Annotated in this window: 14 protein-coding genes and 1 pseudogene; 9 read left to right on the top strand and 6 right to left on the bottom strand. The window is 41.8% G+C overall.

The genetic code is table 11. From position 1 onward, the window contains the following. Positions 1-135: 135 nt before the first annotated feature. Together LSG31_RS04220 and LSG31_RS04215 are read left to right on the top strand one after the other, a co-directional pair. Positions 136-1,671, top strand: a complete 1,536-nt coding sequence (locus LSG31_RS04220; RefSeq protein WP_347438157.1) for an ATP-dependent nuclease — start codon at positions 136-138, stop codon at positions 1,669-1,671. A gap of 8 nt (positions 1,672-1,679) precedes the next feature. Beyond that, positions 1,680-2,492, top strand: coding sequence for an ATP-dependent helicase (locus tag LSG31_RS04215; RefSeq protein WP_347438156.1), 813 nt, complete (start codon positions 1,680-1,682; stop codon positions 2,490-2,492). A 336-nt stretch (positions 2,493-2,828) separates the two neighbouring features. Here LSG31_RS04215 and LSG31_RS23255 read toward each other — a convergent pair whose 3' ends face one another. The 4 genes from LSG31_RS23255 to LSG31_RS04200 form a co-directional block, all read right to left on the bottom strand. Continuing rightward, positions 2,829-3,062: a DUF5348 domain-containing protein gene (locus tag LSG31_RS23255; RefSeq protein ID WP_430734216.1), complete on the bottom strand. Its 234-nt coding sequence runs from the start codon at positions 3,060-3,062 to the stop codon at positions 2,829-2,831. A 73-nt stretch (positions 3,063-3,135) separates the two neighbouring features. Further along, positions 3,136-3,945: an ExeA family protein gene (locus LSG31_RS04210; RefSeq protein WP_347435624.1), complete on the bottom strand. Its 810-nt coding sequence runs from the start codon at positions 3,943-3,945 to the stop codon at positions 3,136-3,138. Then, positions 3,942-5,207, bottom strand: coding sequence for a DDE-type integrase/transposase/recombinase (locus LSG31_RS04205; RefSeq protein ID WP_347435625.1), 1,266 nt, complete (start codon positions 5,205-5,207; stop codon positions 3,942-3,944). Before LSG31_RS04205 ends, LSG31_RS04210 begins: the two co-directional genes overlap by 4 nt. Positions 5,208-5,352: 145 nt before the next feature. Beyond that, positions 5,353-5,919 (bottom strand): DUF6431 domain-containing protein, encoded by a 567-nt coding sequence (locus tag LSG31_RS04200; protein WP_347435626.1) that lies wholly within the window; start codon positions 5,917-5,919, stop codon positions 5,353-5,355. A gap of 91 nt (positions 5,920-6,010) precedes the next feature. On the opposite strand from LSG31_RS04200, the gene LSG31_RS04195 reads away from it, so the two are divergent. The 4 genes and pseudogenes from LSG31_RS04195 (at position 6,011) to LSG31_RS04180 (ending at position 9,875) form a co-directional block, all read left to right on the top strand. Beyond that, positions 6,011-7,189: a 3'-5' exonuclease gene (locus LSG31_RS04195; protein WP_347438155.1), complete on the top strand. Its 1,179-nt coding sequence runs from the start codon at positions 6,011-6,013 to the stop codon at positions 7,187-7,189. Positions 7,190-7,198: 9 nt separating this feature from the next. Beyond that, positions 7,199-7,441, top strand: a pseudogene (locus LSG31_RS04190) (sugar transferase); the annotation flags it as partial. A gap of 410 nt (positions 7,442-7,851) precedes the next feature. Next, positions 7,852-9,120: an AAA family ATPase gene (locus LSG31_RS04185; RefSeq protein ID WP_347438154.1), complete on the top strand. Its 1,269-nt coding sequence runs from the start codon at positions 7,852-7,854 to the stop codon at positions 9,118-9,120. Then, the gene (locus tag LSG31_RS04180) at positions 9,117-9,875 is read left to right on the top strand and encodes a hypothetical protein (RefSeq protein WP_347438153.1); all 759 of its coding nucleotides are present in this window, start codon (positions 9,117-9,119) and stop codon (positions 9,873-9,875) included. Before LSG31_RS04185 ends, LSG31_RS04180 begins: the two co-directional genes overlap by 4 nt. 202 nt (positions 9,876-10,077) lie before the next feature. Here the strand turns inward: LSG31_RS04180 and LSG31_RS04175 are convergent, their stop codons facing one another. Then, positions 10,078-11,394 carry an S-layer homology domain-containing protein gene (locus LSG31_RS04175; protein ID WP_347438152.1) on the bottom strand — a complete coding sequence of 439 codons (1,317 nt, stop codon included), beginning with the start codon at positions 11,392-11,394 and terminating at the stop codon, positions 10,078-10,080. 258 nt (positions 11,395-11,652) lie between these two features. Further along, complete coding sequence (locus LSG31_RS04170) at positions 11,653-12,600, bottom strand: Rpn family recombination-promoting nuclease/putative transposase (protein WP_347438151.1); 948 nt, start codon at positions 12,598-12,600, stop codon at positions 11,653-11,655. A gap of 314 nt (positions 12,601-12,914) precedes the next feature. Here LSG31_RS04170 and LSG31_RS04165 point away from each other — a divergent pair, with 314 nt between their 5' ends. The 3 genes from LSG31_RS04165 (at position 12,915) to LSG31_RS04155 (ending at position 16,561) form a co-directional block, all read left to right on the top strand. After that, positions 12,915-14,063: a glycosyltransferase family 4 protein gene (locus tag LSG31_RS04165; protein WP_347438150.1), complete on the top strand. Its 1,149-nt coding sequence runs from the start codon at positions 12,915-12,917 to the stop codon at positions 14,061-14,063. A gap of 127 nt (positions 14,064-14,190) precedes the next feature. Further along, the gene (locus tag LSG31_RS04160; protein WP_347438149.1) at positions 14,191-14,631 is read left to right on the top strand and encodes a hypothetical protein; all 441 of its coding nucleotides are present in this window, start codon (positions 14,191-14,193) and stop codon (positions 14,629-14,631) included. Between the two features lie 205 nt (positions 14,632-14,836). After that, positions 14,837-16,561 (top strand): phospho-sugar mutase, encoded by a 1,725-nt coding sequence (locus LSG31_RS04155; protein ID WP_347438148.1) that lies wholly within the window; start codon positions 14,837-14,839, stop codon positions 16,559-16,561. The last annotated feature ends 110 nt before the right edge of the window (positions 16,562-16,671 follow it).

Raw genomic sequence — 16,671 nt, 5'->3', positions numbered from 1 at the left:
TTACTAAGCCTTTGGTTTTTTTCTTTTTTACTAAACCCCTTACAAAGTCAAAAAGGGTAAAATCACTTGTAATCGATAAATAAAGACCGCTTCGATTCCATCGGTTCTGAGGATGATCCGATCCGTTATATTCGTTTGAAATATGAATATAGGTTTGTTCCAGAAAAGAATAAATATGAGGAAAGTCGTAGCTTCCTAGATCAAAACGGAAAAAAGATTCAAGGAAAAAATACAACTGTACGTAAAGAACATTTGTCTTTCTTCCCTTATTTTTATATGGAAACGTTGCGTGACGTTAAGCGTGAGATTCATAATAAATCTTCATTTTGGGGTAAACTAAAAGATTCGCTCGATTATTCTGCCAAGGAGCCGGAAATTCGAGCAATAACAGATCAGTTAAATGAACTTTTGCTTGCTGACAATCGCTTGGGTGAATTGGTGGAGCGTCTGAAACAGATCGAAAATAGCATCAAGATTAGTCAAGATTCGGACAATATCTACTTACAGGCATTCTCGAAGCGAAGTTGGGAACTGTTGGATGGTTTGCGTGTTTATTTGAAATCTGCGAATTCAAATATATCCCTTCCAATCGAGAAACACGGAATGGGTACACAAAATATTGCAATACTGGTCATTTTTAATGCCTTTTTGGAAATTTTGTTGCCTGAAACGATTGAAAATCCAGAAACAACACCGATCATTGGTATTGAGGAACCGGAAGCACATGTATATCCTCATTCGCAACGAGCAATTTTTGAGCAATTGTCTAAAATTCAGGGACAGAAGTTAATCAGTACACATTCTCCCTTTATAGTAGATAATGCTGATATTTACGATTACATCATGTTTCGCAATGTCAACGGAATAACAGAAGTGAAACAGATTTCAGAATATAACATGGGATGGAAATTTAAGTATGGCCTTCCTCAAAGAGCGTATGACTCCAATCGTTTGTTTAAAAAAGAGGAACTTCATTCGTTACGCAGGTATGTACAGTTTAAAAATACTGAACTGTTGTTTTCAACACTATTTTTAATGTGCGAAGGGGATACTGAAAAAATCTTTTTCGAAATGATCGCCCCGCACTATTTAAAAAAACCGTTAGGTGCATATGGTATATCTATAATTTCTTGTGATGGAAAAGCATATTCAAATTTTCTTAAAATCGTGAGAAAAGAAGTTCTGGACATTCCTTGGTTGATTTTTTCAGATGGTGAGGAAGATACAAAGGAGGATGTCAGAAAGGCGGTTTTCACCAATGCATATTCTGGTGAAGAATTTGATGATAATGTCATCTTTTTGCCAAGTGGCATGGACTTTGAAGCATATTGTATCGATTGGCTCGGGGTGGAAGTTATTCAAAATATAATTTCGGACAAGTATGGATCGAAAACATTGGATCAATATAGAAAAAAATTAGAGCAGGAATTAAATTCAAAACATGCAAAAAACTTGAGCCGCAATTATTTCGATGTTCAAGTGGATCAGGAAATACCCTTAAGTGTTGAAGATTATAGCGATACAGAAATCATCAACAAATGGGTTGACAGCCAAGGGAAAACTTTTTTTAGTGAGTATGTTGCGGAGCATATGATCGAAAACCAGTTACCACTTCCAAGGGAATTCCAACTTTTATTTGATAAGATTGCTGAAAAACTTAAGGGAAGGTAGGCGTTGGTATGGAATATAATGTACTGTTGGATGGATTGAACGACCAGCAACGAGAAGCTGTCTTGCATAAGGATGGTTCGCTATTGGTGATTTCTGGCCCAGGATCAGGAAAAACAACCATTTTGACCAGAAGAATAGCTTATCTTCTAAATGAATCAAAAGGCGAAACATTTAAAATCCTTGCCCTCACTTTTACAACGAAAGCAGCCAATGAGATGAAAGAACGTATTGAGAAGTACGTGGGAAACGATGTAAAGCGATTATTTATCGGCACGTTTCACAGTTTTTGTTGTGATGTGTTAAGAAAATATGGGAGCTATATTGGTATCGATAATGAGTTTACCCTGTATGAAAATAACGGTGAATACATACAGTTGTTGATCGAAGCGATACAGGATGAATTGGCACGATCGGATTCCAAGTACCGGGACATTCTGATGAAGTTTAAGGAAGACGCTGTTTTACGAAATAGTGTCCAAGGGATATACGCAAAGATTATCCAGTTGAAAAATCGGCTGATTGCACCTGCTGAGATTCATCAGGTTGGGAGTAATTTTTCTGAAGATTTTCGTGTAATGTATCAGTTGTACAATGAAAAACTGCGAGCAAATAATGTTGTTGATTTTGCAGATCTACTTTTTTTGAGCTGCAAATTATTTCAAGAACGTCCGTTTATCGGCAAACAGTACCGAAACGTTTATCGCTATCTGCTAATTGATGAGGCTCAGGACACAAATAAAGCCCAATTTGAATTAATACAAGCGCTATGTGGACGGGAGCATCGCAATGTATTTGTAGTAGCCTGTGAATTTGCACAATAAATCGGCTTAGGATTTGCAAATTATTTAGGTCCCATATCGAAAGATTTTAGGCCCCTTTTTCAGAATAAATTAGCCAATGATTAAAAAATTTGCACGCTTTCGCGGTCTTCTGGCGAGTATTTCATTCCACTATTATCCAATCCATCCTACTTCAACTACACTTTATCCCAATTCCGCTCTTGTTCAAATCGTTCATTCCCTATATACTCGTCTAATACGTGATCAAGTTTGCTTTTTTCCTAACGCGCTATCGCTTGTTGCACCCAGTAGAAAGGCAATAGCATTTAGCTATTGCCTTTCTACTGGGTCTAAGAAGTAATCACTTGTCACTCTTTGTTAATCGACTTTCACTTCGTATTTCTGTTTTGGATGTAAATAAAATCGAGTTTCCCGAAGGTATAACAGCCATTCACAGCCAAGTTCTATTCTACAAGGGATATACTCATAGCCTACCTTAATCTCGAAACAATCGCCGCAGTGAAGGTCGTAAGAATGGTCTATCTTTTGGATTTGCCAGCGTTCCTTGGCAGGACAATAGACGAGGATTCCTGGTTTTTGGGTTCGGGTCATCATGATTCTTTCCTTTCCTGAGAATATTTGGGGATCAGGGTTGTCCCCTTTGACTCGTTCTAAGCCATCCAAGCTATCTCAATGCCAGACCGCACTCCGGGGCGATGATCCGGATGACTTCGGCATCGATCTGTTCTTTTTTGTTTTGGCTGCCATATAATAGGGCGTGCATAGCCAATAAATTAATCAGGCGTGGATATCCATTGGAACAGGCACTAACAGCTTCTATTGCGTCTTCCGTGAAAATCGGATATTTCGCCCCGGCATAGGCAAGGTGATGCTCCATATATCCCTTGACCTCTTCCTTATCCAGCGGCTCGACCTGATGTCGAACCAAAAGCCGCTGGGATAAGGATCTATGTGGGTTTAACGACAGACGGTCCCGTAAGTAAGGCCAGCCGCATATAAGAAGGACAAAAGGATTCTGGGTATCCATGTGAAAATTAAAGAGCAGGCTCAAATCTTGTAAAAAGACATCTTTGGCCATTTGCATCTCGTCAAGGATGAAAACCGGCGTAATCTTTTGTTCGTAGAACAAACGGCTAATCGCCTGTTGGATTTGGCGAAACAGATCCACTTTCCGACTTTGTGGCTGTTCTCCTAGGCCGAAGGCCAATCCACGGTAAAAGTCAGTTACTGTTCCTGTAGACAACGGGAAATAGATGACCTTGTAGAGCGATTGGCCCAAGCCTTCGGCAAATGCACCCAAGGCGTAGGTTTTACCGGCTCCCGGGTCGCCGACAACAAGTGCCATGCCGCGAACCTGCTTCATGTAGGTTAAACATCCCATTGCTTCTTGAAAGGAACGGGAAGTATAGGGCGACATACCTTTGGTTTCCTTGGCAAAAGGGATTTTGGAAAGGGAATAGAATGCCATGATCATTCCCTATCTTCTCCTTTCCTGTCCATCCCTTGCATATCAGCGAAGGAGATGGCGGGTCGTTTTCGTTTTACATGAGCATTATCATGAAAATTCACTTCAGAAGCGCGAGCGACTGGTTTCCCGTCCTCATAGATATGCACGCCTTGTTCATCGTAACGAATCTCGATCTTTTGACCTATAAATCGCTCGGGAACTTCATACAGCTGGTTATTGAGCGAAAACGTTCCGTCATGTTTGACAGTTCGATTCTCCCGTTTAAGAAAGATAGGATCTAATTTGGCAGGGTCGTCGACCATCCGTACTTGATCAATCTGGGACAAGTACACTTCGAGCGGCATTTTTCCATTGAGAGAAGAATGTGGCTTGCGATGGTAGTCTTCCTCCAACCACTTCCAAAACCGTTCATTCAGTTCTTCCAATGAAGAAGCCGGTTTTGCTTTTAACAGCGAATAGAAACGCGTCTTAATCGTTCCGAACAGGCGTTCTATTTTCCCTTTGCTAGCGGCATCATAGGGCTGCGTGTGCAGGAGGTGTATGCCTAATTCTGCACAAGCCAAATGCAGCGTATCGGAACGAAAGATCTTGCCGTTGTCGGTATACAGCATCTTGGGAATGCCTCTGCGAAGCAAAGCTTCTTTCAAGACTGTGCGTAGCCCGTCAAATTTCTCGGATGGGACAAATTGCGCAAATGTGCATAGGCGAGAGCAATCATCGATCACCGCAATTAAATACGTCTTGATTTTTTTGTCGCCTGTACGAAGATATGGCCCATCTGACAGGTCGGTTTGCCAGAGCATATTGACCGTATCATGAGAAAACCGTTTTCGTTCGGGCGAACGCACTATCCCCTTCCCCAGCAATCCCTCCTTTTTCAGTAAGCGATAGATAGAGGTATAAGATACATCCTGCGGTAAAATCTCTCCTTGTTGCACCAATTGGTCATAAAACACCGTCACTGGCATTCCTTGATTTTCTTTACGCAGGGATACCAAGTGCAGCTGTAATTCACCGGATAACGATCGGGATTGTCCTCGATCCGAACGTGCCTGGGGCTTTAACGCGTCAAAACCATTACGGCGATATTGCCTTAGCCAAGCTAAGATTGTCTTGGGTGTAAATTCTTTGGAACCATAGTAAGGGACTTCGTGGGTTTTGGCAGACACCTCAGCCAAATATGTGGCGCGATCCACCTGTTCATTGAGCAAGGGAGCGATGATCCCATAGCGAAAAAGGGCCACGCGTTCCCGGTTTTGTTCATCCATTGGTTAAGTAGCCTCCCATTGTCTAAATTGGAAAGAACTGGCGCGCTTTCTCGTTCTTCCTTTTCGAAGGCTAGCCGGCTAACCATTACGATGCATTATAAAACCCGTACACGGTCCCTGACGAGGAAAAAGGTATGTGGAAACATTATTCTGTTTTGGCCACGGGTGATCCGTGATAAAATGAATGTGCCATAAAGCTGCTAATGTAATGATTGTGCCACTTTCGAATGAAGGTGACTCTGGGGAGAGTTTCAATCATATTCAGAAGCATTATGGCTTTTTCTATGGGATCTTCTGGGAAGATCTGTTTGTTCCCCTCAAGACGAAAGAACATCTCGATGATTTTGCTTTTGGCCATCAACCGTTTCCGGTAAAAACAAACTAACTGGCGGCTAAATAGCAGTACACAATAAGCCCAGAATAGTTGTAAGGTCTGCAAGATGGAAGAGAGCGTGTTCTGAAAGTAGGGAAGCAGAAAATCCGGAAGAATAGCGAATGTTTTGTTACATTTGGGATTCGGACATTTGTAACGGCAAATGGGAATCCGATATTCTGCATCGGTCTCGATCGCGTAGCGGTTATAAAAACCATGGCGTTTTAACTTCTGTTGGGACTTACAAATCGGGCAAGATTCAATCACAGGGAAATTATTGGCCCTGCCGAGCTGAAAATAACAGGGAAGATCAACTGGAAAATGATGGGTAATAATCACTCGAAACACCGCCCTTATAATTTGCAAAAAGTTTAGCAAATTGAGGCGGCATTAAAATAGCGGTAATCTGTTCCAATGTGCAAATGAGCACTTGTTTCCTGCGGAAACAAAGTGCTCATTCACAGTAGCCGATGAGGATCAACTTATTTATGAGTGGAATGATGCAAGGTTTGAATATTTGTTGCAATTTGTTCAAAAACAAAATGCCAAGATTCTTCAAATGTTTGAGAATTACCGTTGCCCACAAGAAGTGTTGAACGCGGCAAATCGTTTAATTCGCTTAAATTTGCATCGACTTGCAGACAAAAGGGATTTAAATGCAAACAAACTCAGTTCTGGGCAAGCAATTTTTCTTGATGCATTCGAAACCCCAGAGGAAGAAGTTAATAAGATTGTAGCAAAGATTCAAGAGCTTGACGCATTTGAGGAAACATGCATCATTGCCAGAAATCGATTTGTATTACAGCCGTTTGCTGAGTATCTTGTTGCATTGGGAATTCCCTTCCATCAGGCGGCAACAGATGAGAGGTTTGCCTCACGGGAAGTGAAGGTGCTAACTTACCTTTTGCAAGCTGTATTTAATGAACAAGATAAGCTTCATCTCAATCTCGTTTGTGATTTGTTGGGGATTGATGTAGAGGAAGTAATTTTGAATTCAGGTAATGGAACATTATGTATGAGTTTTATTCGTATGCTGGGAGACAAAAAACCAAACTTGGCGAGAATTCTTGGACAATTCATTAACAACAAGGTGAGATTTGAGTTTTATATGGAACGTATTTTGCAAGAGATATCAGGGATAGCGTTGGATGAAGAAACAGATGAGAATCGATTGATCTTCGATGATTTTAAGCAGTTAAAAAGTATTCTTGCGAATTATAAACGGGAGAGGGAAGATGAGGAACGGAACTTGGGAGATTTTCTTGGGTATCTTGCTCTTTCGCCTAAAGCAAACTCGAAACAGATAGGTGTATCTTTACTAACAGGACATGCTGCAAAGGGCCTAGAATATGATTATGTTTTCCTCGTTTCGTTAAACCAGGGTATTTTCCCAGATTACCGGGCAGTAAAAGATGGAAGGCAATTGGAAGAAGAGCGGCGTAACTGCTTTGTAGCCATAACACGAACGAAAAGAAACTTGTTCATAAGCTATACAAAATTAAAGCAAACTCGCTTCGGTTTGAAAACACACGAACCTTCCCAGTTTATCAGGGAGATGGATTTGATTGACGACGAGGGAGCGTTATTAACTACATCCCACCACGTATAGCATCGACTACGGCCCGAGCGTCCGTATTTTGTGGATCAATTCAAAGATACCGTGCCCAAATACATGATCAAGCATCGGGTGCGCCCCGGCATCACCGGTTGGGCGCAGATCAACGGCTGGCGCGGCGATACGTCCATTGAAGAGCGGATCAAGTGCGATTTGTTTTATATTGAGAATTGGAGCTTTGTGTTTGATTTGAAGATTTTCTTTCTGACCTTTATCAAGGGGTTTGTCAATCGGATCGCGTATTGATGGTTTGTACCCAGATAGATTCAGCGCGGGCAAGATGAGCAGCAAATGAATTGCAAATAAAAACCTCCCACTCGTATTGGTGCAATGGGGGGTTTTTGAAATTTATGCATGATTTGCTTAGTTTGTAGTTGCTGTTGTTACGTGGAAATTCTGGATTTGTATTTTTTTATCATACTTTTTCAATTAACGATTCCTCATCAATTCAGACAGGCAATTCCGTTATCATTTTGACGTTTTGGTTCTGTAGATATACTGGATAAACTAGGTTGGAATTGCTTTTTATGTTAAACTTATTTTGAAAGTTTTGATAAAGTTTTCGTATCGTTTAATGGAATTTTAAATTGCAAATACTGAATATTACTTTATAAAATTAAATATTGCTTTATAAAATTAAAGGAGTCCGAGCGCTTATGCTTAAATCATTCTCGGTGTGTCGTTATCGAAATTTAAATATTGACGAATTGCAGTTGAAAAGAATAAATGTACTTATTGGGCCCAACAATTCCGGTAAAAGTAATCTAATCGATGCTCTTAGTTTTTTGTCGAGTTTGATATTAAGTAAAGAAATCGATGGCACATCAAGTATTTTCCTTAGAGAGCTATTGAAACGGGGCTGGGATGATGTTTTAGATCGGCGTGAGACTAAACCGAACGAAGTAAAAATGAGCTGGGTTATTGAGGGTGTAAATGAACTTCCAGAGTTAAAGTATGAGCTCAATTTTCATGTGCCTGTAACAAGCAAACCCCCCGAAGGCTATAATATTTCACTTGAAAAACTAAGCAACACCAAACCAATTGAATCTAAAGATCGCCCATATGAATATTTTCAATGTCATAATGAACAGTTAGGGTTAGGTTGGTTTTCTGGAAAAGCAAGAGGCAACAAACAAACAAAACGGGTACGAATTCAAGTAAACTGTCAAGAAACAATATTTAATCAAATGGATACATTATTGGATCATGAAGAATTTCGAATATCTACGTATCCGGTTTTTAAATCGGCACTTGAAACAGTTCGGAAATTTTTTCAGGGTTTTTATGCTTATTCTAGTACGGAAATCAATTTGAAAAAGGTTCGTCAACCGGTTGGTGTTCAATTGTCTTTGAAATACTTGTCAAAAGATGCTGATAATTATGTTAATGTATTAAGATTTATCGAGGAGAAACATGAGGGATTTTTGGTTCAGTATACCAAAATAATCCAAGAAATCATTCCTAATCTTTCTCAGATGCGTATCATTAATATGGAAGATAATAAAAGTTTTCTTCAATTACAAATTTCCAAACAATGGTATCATCTTTCGGAGATGTCTGATGGTACCATAAAGGGAATGATAATAGCTTTACTCCTTTGGTCACCGGAACGAATGACATTATTGAGTTTGGATGAACCTGAGTTAAATCTCCATCCTGCTTGGCTAAGAGTAATTTCCAATTGGATTATCCGTTCTAATATGCCAAAGCAAATCTTTGTCAGTACACATTCTCCCGATTTACTTGATGGTTTAACCGACTTATTTATGGAGGACAAACTTAACTTATACGCTTTTAATTTAGATGAAGATCAAACTTTAAAATTGGTATCTCCGGAAACTGTACGCTCTTTATATGAACAAGGTTGGCAATTAGGGGATATGTATAGAGTTGGACAGCCAGAATTAGGAGCGTGGCCTTGGTGAAAACCATTCGTTACTTTTGTACAGGAGGATATACCGAAACTGCCGGAATTGTTTCATTTTTACACAAAATAAATCCGAATATTATTTGGAAACGTGATTTTCCCAGTGTAGATAAACCAGGACCCAAAATTACAACAGTTCAACCATCTCGAATACACCGGGGAGTTACGGGTCAACGGCTTGTCCATGAAATGCTTGATCGGCTAAAAAATCCCGCATTTAAGCTTAAAGATTCTTATGATGGGATTTTACTGATTGATGACGCGGATTGTCGATTTAGTACGGTTGAAGATTTTCATTCCTGGGTATCTGGTTTGGCTAAAGAAGTCCAATGTGTCGTAGGTTGGGATGTACCTTTTTATGCATTGCTCGCCTCGCCTGAAGTTGAAGCATGGTTTTTAAGTGACTGGACAAATAGTTTCGAAGAACAGTATCCTGGAACGTTTGCCTTTCAATTAAAGCGAAAATTCATAACTAGTTTTGGTTCATATCCATGGACAAACATAGAATCATTTGGTGGACATCATGTGAATGGTTCTTGTAGTACAAAATTAAGTGCAAAGATTGAAGAGGTGTTTGAGAACCCTTTATTTATGAAACAGTTTATAAATGTAATGAAAGAATGCAATACAAAGTTGGAATATAGCAAAAGAGTGCACGGGGCAGTCATGCTTCAGCATATTGACCCTCAAAAAGTTGATAGGAACTGCAGGAAGTTTTTTAGCGTTGCTTTTCGGCAACTGTCAACATTGTGAATACGATTGATTCTCAATGTTCATAATGTGAGTTTGGACAGGATAAGCAGCAAGTGAAAACCTCCCATCCGTATCGATAAGACGGGAGGCATTTAACGTATGTTTACATATACGATAGATTTCATTCGTCAATGCAATGATGAATGCAGCATGGAACGCAATTTTTCAATTTCACCCTTTGACAAACCGGTAGACTGCATGATCACTTCCGGATCACCCCCAACTTCTGCATCATCCGATGCAGAAACGAAACAGCCTGTCCACGGTCGGCATCCGCTGCGGGTGCAAGTGTATGCGGGCCTGTGCCGACTGTGATGCCTGCTTGAACGGCGATTGCTTCCGCTTCTTTCGCCCATGGCTGTACTTGATTGGCATCCGTATAGGGTGACAGGATCGAAGCGATTTCTTGTTGTGACAGGGTGGCGTGATAGCGGCCGTTTGCCTTCATTGCATTGATGATCATTTGCAGCATTTCTTCCCTTGTCATCTCTTGATTGGGCCGGAAAGTCCCGTCCGGATAGCCGCTTACAATACCTGCTTTTACGGCAGCATTTACACTTCCCGCAAACCAGTCGCCTGTTTTTACATCGGTAAACGGCAATGTTCCTGCCGTGTCTGGCTGGATTCCCAGTGCGCGGATGACCATCGCAGCAAACCTGGCGCGAGCGACAAGTCTGGCCGGATTCTCCAAAAAATTAATGGTGAGACTCGCCAATACCTGCTGCCCCTCTGCAGTCGGATGCACATCATTCGGGCGTACATATCCCAATTGCTTTCCGTCAAACGCTTTGTACGCATCTATAACCGGCAACTGCATGGATGTTGCAACACCTGCGATGATTTGGTTTTCTGTCCCTTCCATTTGTTCAGCCAATGCATGCAGTGCTGCGGCAGAAGCGTCAAATGGGTCGTACAAATTGTATAGAAGAATTTGCGCATTCGGAGCCTGTTTGTGAACCAGTTGCAGGATGATCGGCAGGTTTTTTCCGAACTGCTGAATAGCTCCTTTGAATTGCTGCAGTTGGTCTGGCGTTATTTGTGCATCCGGTGTTTTCAGCAAGCCGAAATGTTCAGCCAGCGACAAGAGATCATTGCTGCCGATATCGACTGTCACTATAGATGCATGCGCCAATGCTTGTTTGTATGTATCACTTGTTAATGCATGTAATAGATCGGTTGAGGTAGAGCCGGGAACGGCAAGATCCTCGACGGAGGCATGCTCCCTCTGGCCGATCAGATACGGATATGCCAATGGGGAAGGCGCTTGGTTGTTTCCGAGATTGAATCCGTAGGGGATCGAATCGCCAAGTGCGACGAGCAATGGATGGACTTGTTCCTTTTGAGTTGGTGTAAAAATGGAAGCTGCCTCCACTGCTGCAGTTGATGCTGTTGATGCTGTTGATGCTGTTGATGCTGTTGATGCTGTTGATGCTGTTGATGTATCAGCAAAAGCGGCCGCCTGAGAACATGCCAGCGACAGGATAACCGCACATGTTGCTGCTTTTTTGATAAATGCCACGTTCTAACACACTCCTCTTTGTAACGGCGGTTCATGGAAGGAAGAAAACATTCAAATATCAATAACTGTACCCGTATTTTGAATCGAATAATGGATCTTAAGGATTTGTAGGAGTACGGTTCATTATGTGTTCTTTGAAGTGGAAAAGTATGAGTATGAGCTTTCGAAATAACGAAACTCTCCCATTTGATTGAACATGACGGGAGAGTTTTAACATGTTTTACCATCTGCGATGAATTATATTCGTCAATGCACTGATTAATGAAGCTTGGAACGCAATTTTTCAATTTCATCCTTTGATAAACCGGTAGATTTCATGACCACTTCCGGATCAATTCCCATCGACAGGAGATTGATCGCGATTTCCCATTTTGCTTCCAGCTTTCCTTCTTGTCTTCCTTCCTGTTTTCCTTCTTGTTTTCCTTTTTGTTTTCCTTCAAGGATTCCCAGTTGTTTTCCTTCCAAGATCCCTTCCATTCTTCCCTTCATTTCTGCTTGCTTTTCCCAAAAAGTTTTTAACTCCATTACGCGTGCCTCCTCTGCAGAGTCTAATTTTTTGAGTTCTTTTTGCAGCTCTTGTTCTTCCAGCTCTGTCCATGCGAGATACGTATCAAAAAAGCCGGCAATGAGCTTCTGTCGGGCAGGATCCAATTGCATACGGATGACCATCCGTAAAAATTCCTTTTTTACTTGCACCCGTTCTTCTTTTGTGTATCCCATCTTGCTTAATAAGGCTGCTGCGATGGGGTTGTCTTGTTTTACATATTCTCGCCAGTTTTGTTTTTGCAACTCCACTGTAAAAAATTGAAAACGCAGTACATCCAAAAATGAAAATCCTAAGTTAAATTCACTCGGCTCATCTCTTGTTGTTTCATAACTGAAAACGGCAATCGGCAAGATCCTGCGACGATACTTCTCATACAATCGACTAAAATAGATAAACATACGCTCAGGAAAAGCAGGCTGTACATAGGATTGGGGCTCGATATGCACAATGACGAGTCCCTCTTCTCCTTTGAGTTTCGTTTCTACAAGTAGATCGACTCGTCGCTTTTCTCCTGCTGTTATATCCGTGAACACTTCTTCTGATAAAAAGGTTAGATGTTGAAAGTCAATTTCTTCGAACGCCTGAGGAAAAAATAGCAGAATAAATTCTTCAAAAAACGTCTGAATCAGCTCTTTGAACAACCGATCATGATCGATCACGACGGAACGCCTCCGCGACTTTGGTTATTAATAGTATAACAAAAGTAGTATTTAACAGTGAATTGGCTTTTTAAAGATTTGTGTATTTTGCGTATTTATAGAAGAATACAATTCGATAAGCACTACAATAAAACCTTTACGTCAAAATGAGATGCGAGCGGCAGGAATTTGGCAAACGATACGAAATATTATAAGAGCAAAATGTATTCCCGGATCTGAAGGATTTGTACGGTTCATTATTATGGAATCGTTGAAATAGAAAAGTATGAGTTTTTGAAATAGAGGATGTTCAACGCACTAATAAGGAGATCACCATGGCGATTTTACAAGCACTTTTTTTCCCGCCGGATGAGCCGGGCGGAGTATCCAGCATGATTCCGAATATCATGCATCGTATGCAAGAAGACAATTGGAAGATGGAGTTATTTTACTTGCCGAAGCGTTTGCGGAGAAAAGGGAAAGAAGAAGTTCCCTTTGAAACGTTTGATCCGGCGCCGTATCAGGAATCACCCATTATTGAGAGATATTTGCAAACGATTAAAGACTACGTATGGTGGACGCGGTTGCGGATTCACGAACGATACAGTCTGATTCACTGCCATCATCCACTTGTCGCCATTGCGATGAAGCATGTGTTCCCGTATATTCCGGTCATTTTGACCATTCATTCGTCTTTTGAGACCGAATTGATGTTGAATGATCGGATTACGCGCACCGGATTGGAGTATCAATTTTTGACCAAGGTGTACCGGGAAGTGGAAGAGAAAGTAGAAGTAATCACGACTGTGTCCCAGTCTTTTAAACGCTATCTCGGACAATATGTCGCCAAGCCGGATCGTATTCAGGTGATCTACAATGGATTTGATCAGACATTATTTCGCCCAAGTGACAATAAATCCAATGCCGTTCCGCAAATCGTGTCATTGTCCAGGCTTGTACCGGCAAAGGGGATCGATGTCTTGATCCGGGCATGTGCGGAATTAAAGCGGCGCGGAAAACCTTTCGTGCTGCACATCATCGGAGACGGCAGGGCGCGGCCGGATCTCAATCAGCTCTGTCAGGAATTGAATGTGCAGGATGAAATCATTTTCTACGGATACATGCTGCATCCGCATGAATTGATGTCGTTTTTTGACATTTTCGCATTGCCTTCGCGGGCCGAGGCATTCGGTTCCGTATTTGCGGAAGCATGTCTGGCAGGTCTTGCCTGTGTTGGTACACAAGTCGGCGGCATTGCCGAACAGATCGTGCACGGCAAGACAGGCCTGCTCGTACCTGTCGATGATGCATTCGCTTTAAGCGATGCGATCCAGACGCTCATCGACGACCCGGCATATCGAAAAAAACTGGCGGAAGCAGGACGCCAGCACGCTCTCCAGCGTTTTTCGCTGGATCGGGTCGTCAAGGAATACGAAGAAATTTATAAAGACATTTTGGAAATCAACTCTTGGGGCAGCATATAATTGATGGGGATTTAAATTAAAATATAAAGATTTTTTAATAATTAATACGAAAATTTCGTGATATAATCAAGCAAAGACACTATAAATCAACTTTCCCAAATTTCAGTTGATGAAAGGAGTGATTGGTTTGGACGATGCTATGATAAAAGAGCATTTTAACCGTTTTGAAAAAATGATTGGTGATGTAATCGCTATTGTGGGTGCAACAAACCACAAATTGGATGGCATCAGCAAAAGACAGGATGCCATGGAACAGAAGATCGATCGCATGGAGAAGCGAATGGATAGCATGGAACAGAAGATCGATCGTATGGAGAAACGGATGGATCGGATGGAGCAGCGAATGGATGCCATGGATCAGAAAATGGATCGTATGGAGAGAAGATTAGATAGTACAGAAGAGAATTTGGAACAGTTAAATCGAAAATTTGGCAATTTTGAAAATCGTCTTGGCATGTTTGAAAAAGATGTATCCTATCTTTTTCGGAAAATGGAAATCCGGACAGAAAAACAAGAAATTCGGATTGTAAATCTCGAAGAAGAATTGCAAATTGCCAGTGAACAATAGAACACGATTCAGTCTGCCCCAATAAATAACATTTTTATCCACGATTCGACATTTTCCCACCCTTTCAAAAATTTGTGTACATGGTATGCTAAGAGTAACAAATACTTACATATACTTAGACTTGGACATGATTTCTTCTGGAGATTCTGTTCCTGCAAGTCAAGAAATTTTGCCGTGAACATAAGTCAGAAAGGATGTACATACTTTGCCGACGACAACACAAACTGCTCAAGAACGTTATCAATCCTGGCTGCACAATCCTGTAGTTGATGCGCAAACACATGCGGAGCTTGAAGCGATTGCGAACAATCCGAAAGAAATCGAAGATCGGTTTTATAAGGATCTTGATTTTGGCACGGGTGGTTTGCGAGGAGTCATGGGTGCGGGCTCGAATCGGATGAATGTGTATACGATTCGCAAAACGGCGCAAGGGATCGCGAATCATCTATTGCAAGCATCCTCCGATACGCAGGCGCTAAGCGTTGTTTTTGCCTATGATTCCAGGCGCAATTCCCAAACATTCGCCGAAGAGGCTGCACTGGTGTTTGCGGCCAATGGGATCAAAGCGTATGTATTCGATTCCTTGCGTCCGACACCGGAATTGTCCTTTGCTGTCCGATTTTTGCAAACATCTGCAGGCGTTGTCATTACTGCCAGCCATAATCCCCCGGAGTACAACGGTTTTAAAGTGTATGGTCCGGATGGCTGCCAGGCAGTGCCGGAATTGGCATCAAGGCTCAAAGAATCAATCTCCCGTGTCGATGAATTTTCAAATGTAAAGACAATCTCCAAAGAGGAAGCGATTGCAGAAAGGCTGTTTGCAATTATTGGCGAAGAAGTGGATGCGGCGTATTCCCGTGCTGTGACGAACATGCTGCAGCGTCAGGAAGTTGTCCAGGCAATGGGGGACCAAGTAGCTGTCCTTTATACACCGCTCCACGGATCGGGGAATTTGCCTGTGCGCCGGGTTTTGCGGGAAGCAGGATTTCAGCATGTCTATGTGGTGCCGGAGCAAGAACTGCCGGACAGCGAGTTTTCGACCGTAACTTCTCCCAATCCTGAAGAACATCAAGCATTCACGTTGGCCATTGCGCAAGCGGATAAAACGGGGACAATCGATGTCATCATCGGTACCGATCCGGATTGTGACCGTGTCGGTGTCGTTATACGTGATGAAAATGGCAAATATGACGTGCTGAATGGGAACCAGACAGGCGCACTTCTTTGCCATTACATAGTATCTGCGCAGAAGGAAAAGGGAGTGCTTCCACATAACGGTGTTGTCATCAAAACAATTGTCACAAGTGAATTTGGTGCAGTGATCGCAAAATCTTTTGGGGTGGATGTGATTAACACATTAACCGGATTCAAATATATAGGAGAAAAAATCGGCCAATTCGAACAAACAGGGGAACACCGGTTTCTTTTTGGCTATGAAGAAAGCTACGGGTATTTGGCAGGAACGTACGCTCGGGATAAAGACGCAGTTGTTGCTTCCATGCTGGTCTGTGAGATGGTTGCCTATTATAAGCAGCTAGGAAAAACATTGCATCAGGCGTTGCAGGATCTCTATCGGCAGTACGGCTATTTCCTGGAAGGTCTGCAGTCGCTGACGTTGAAAGGGATCGAAGGAATCCGGCAGATCGAGCAAATCATGCAGCGTGCAAGGAGTGAAATGCCATCGTCGATTGCCGGTTTTCAAGTGGAGTGGGTCGAAGATTACAAACAAGGTTTATATGGTCTTCCCAAAGAAAATGTCGTCAAAGTATATTTGCAGGGAGACTCTTGGTTTTGTATTCGCCCCTCCGGCACAGAACCGAAGTTAAAGGTGTATTTTGGCACAATGCAGGATTCTTTCGGGAAAGCGACAGAGACGCTGCAAACCATCCAACATGCAGCTATGCAGATGATTGACGGATTTCAAAAGTAATTAAAATCATAGAAAATCATTCAAATGTTAAATACAGCTTTTAATGAGGCTTTGCTAGTATAGAGTTGTTTGTTGTTTATTGCAAAAACAGCACTGATATTCATTAAATC

The organism is Fodinisporobacter ferrooxydans (assembly GCF_022818495.1).
GTDB classification, from domain to species: domain Bacteria; phylum Bacillota; class Bacilli; order Tumebacillales; family MYW30-H2; genus Fodinisporobacter; species Fodinisporobacter ferrooxydans.
Note: the sequence above shows the minus strand (reverse complement) of the source record. Positions and strands in the feature narration are given on the sequence as shown.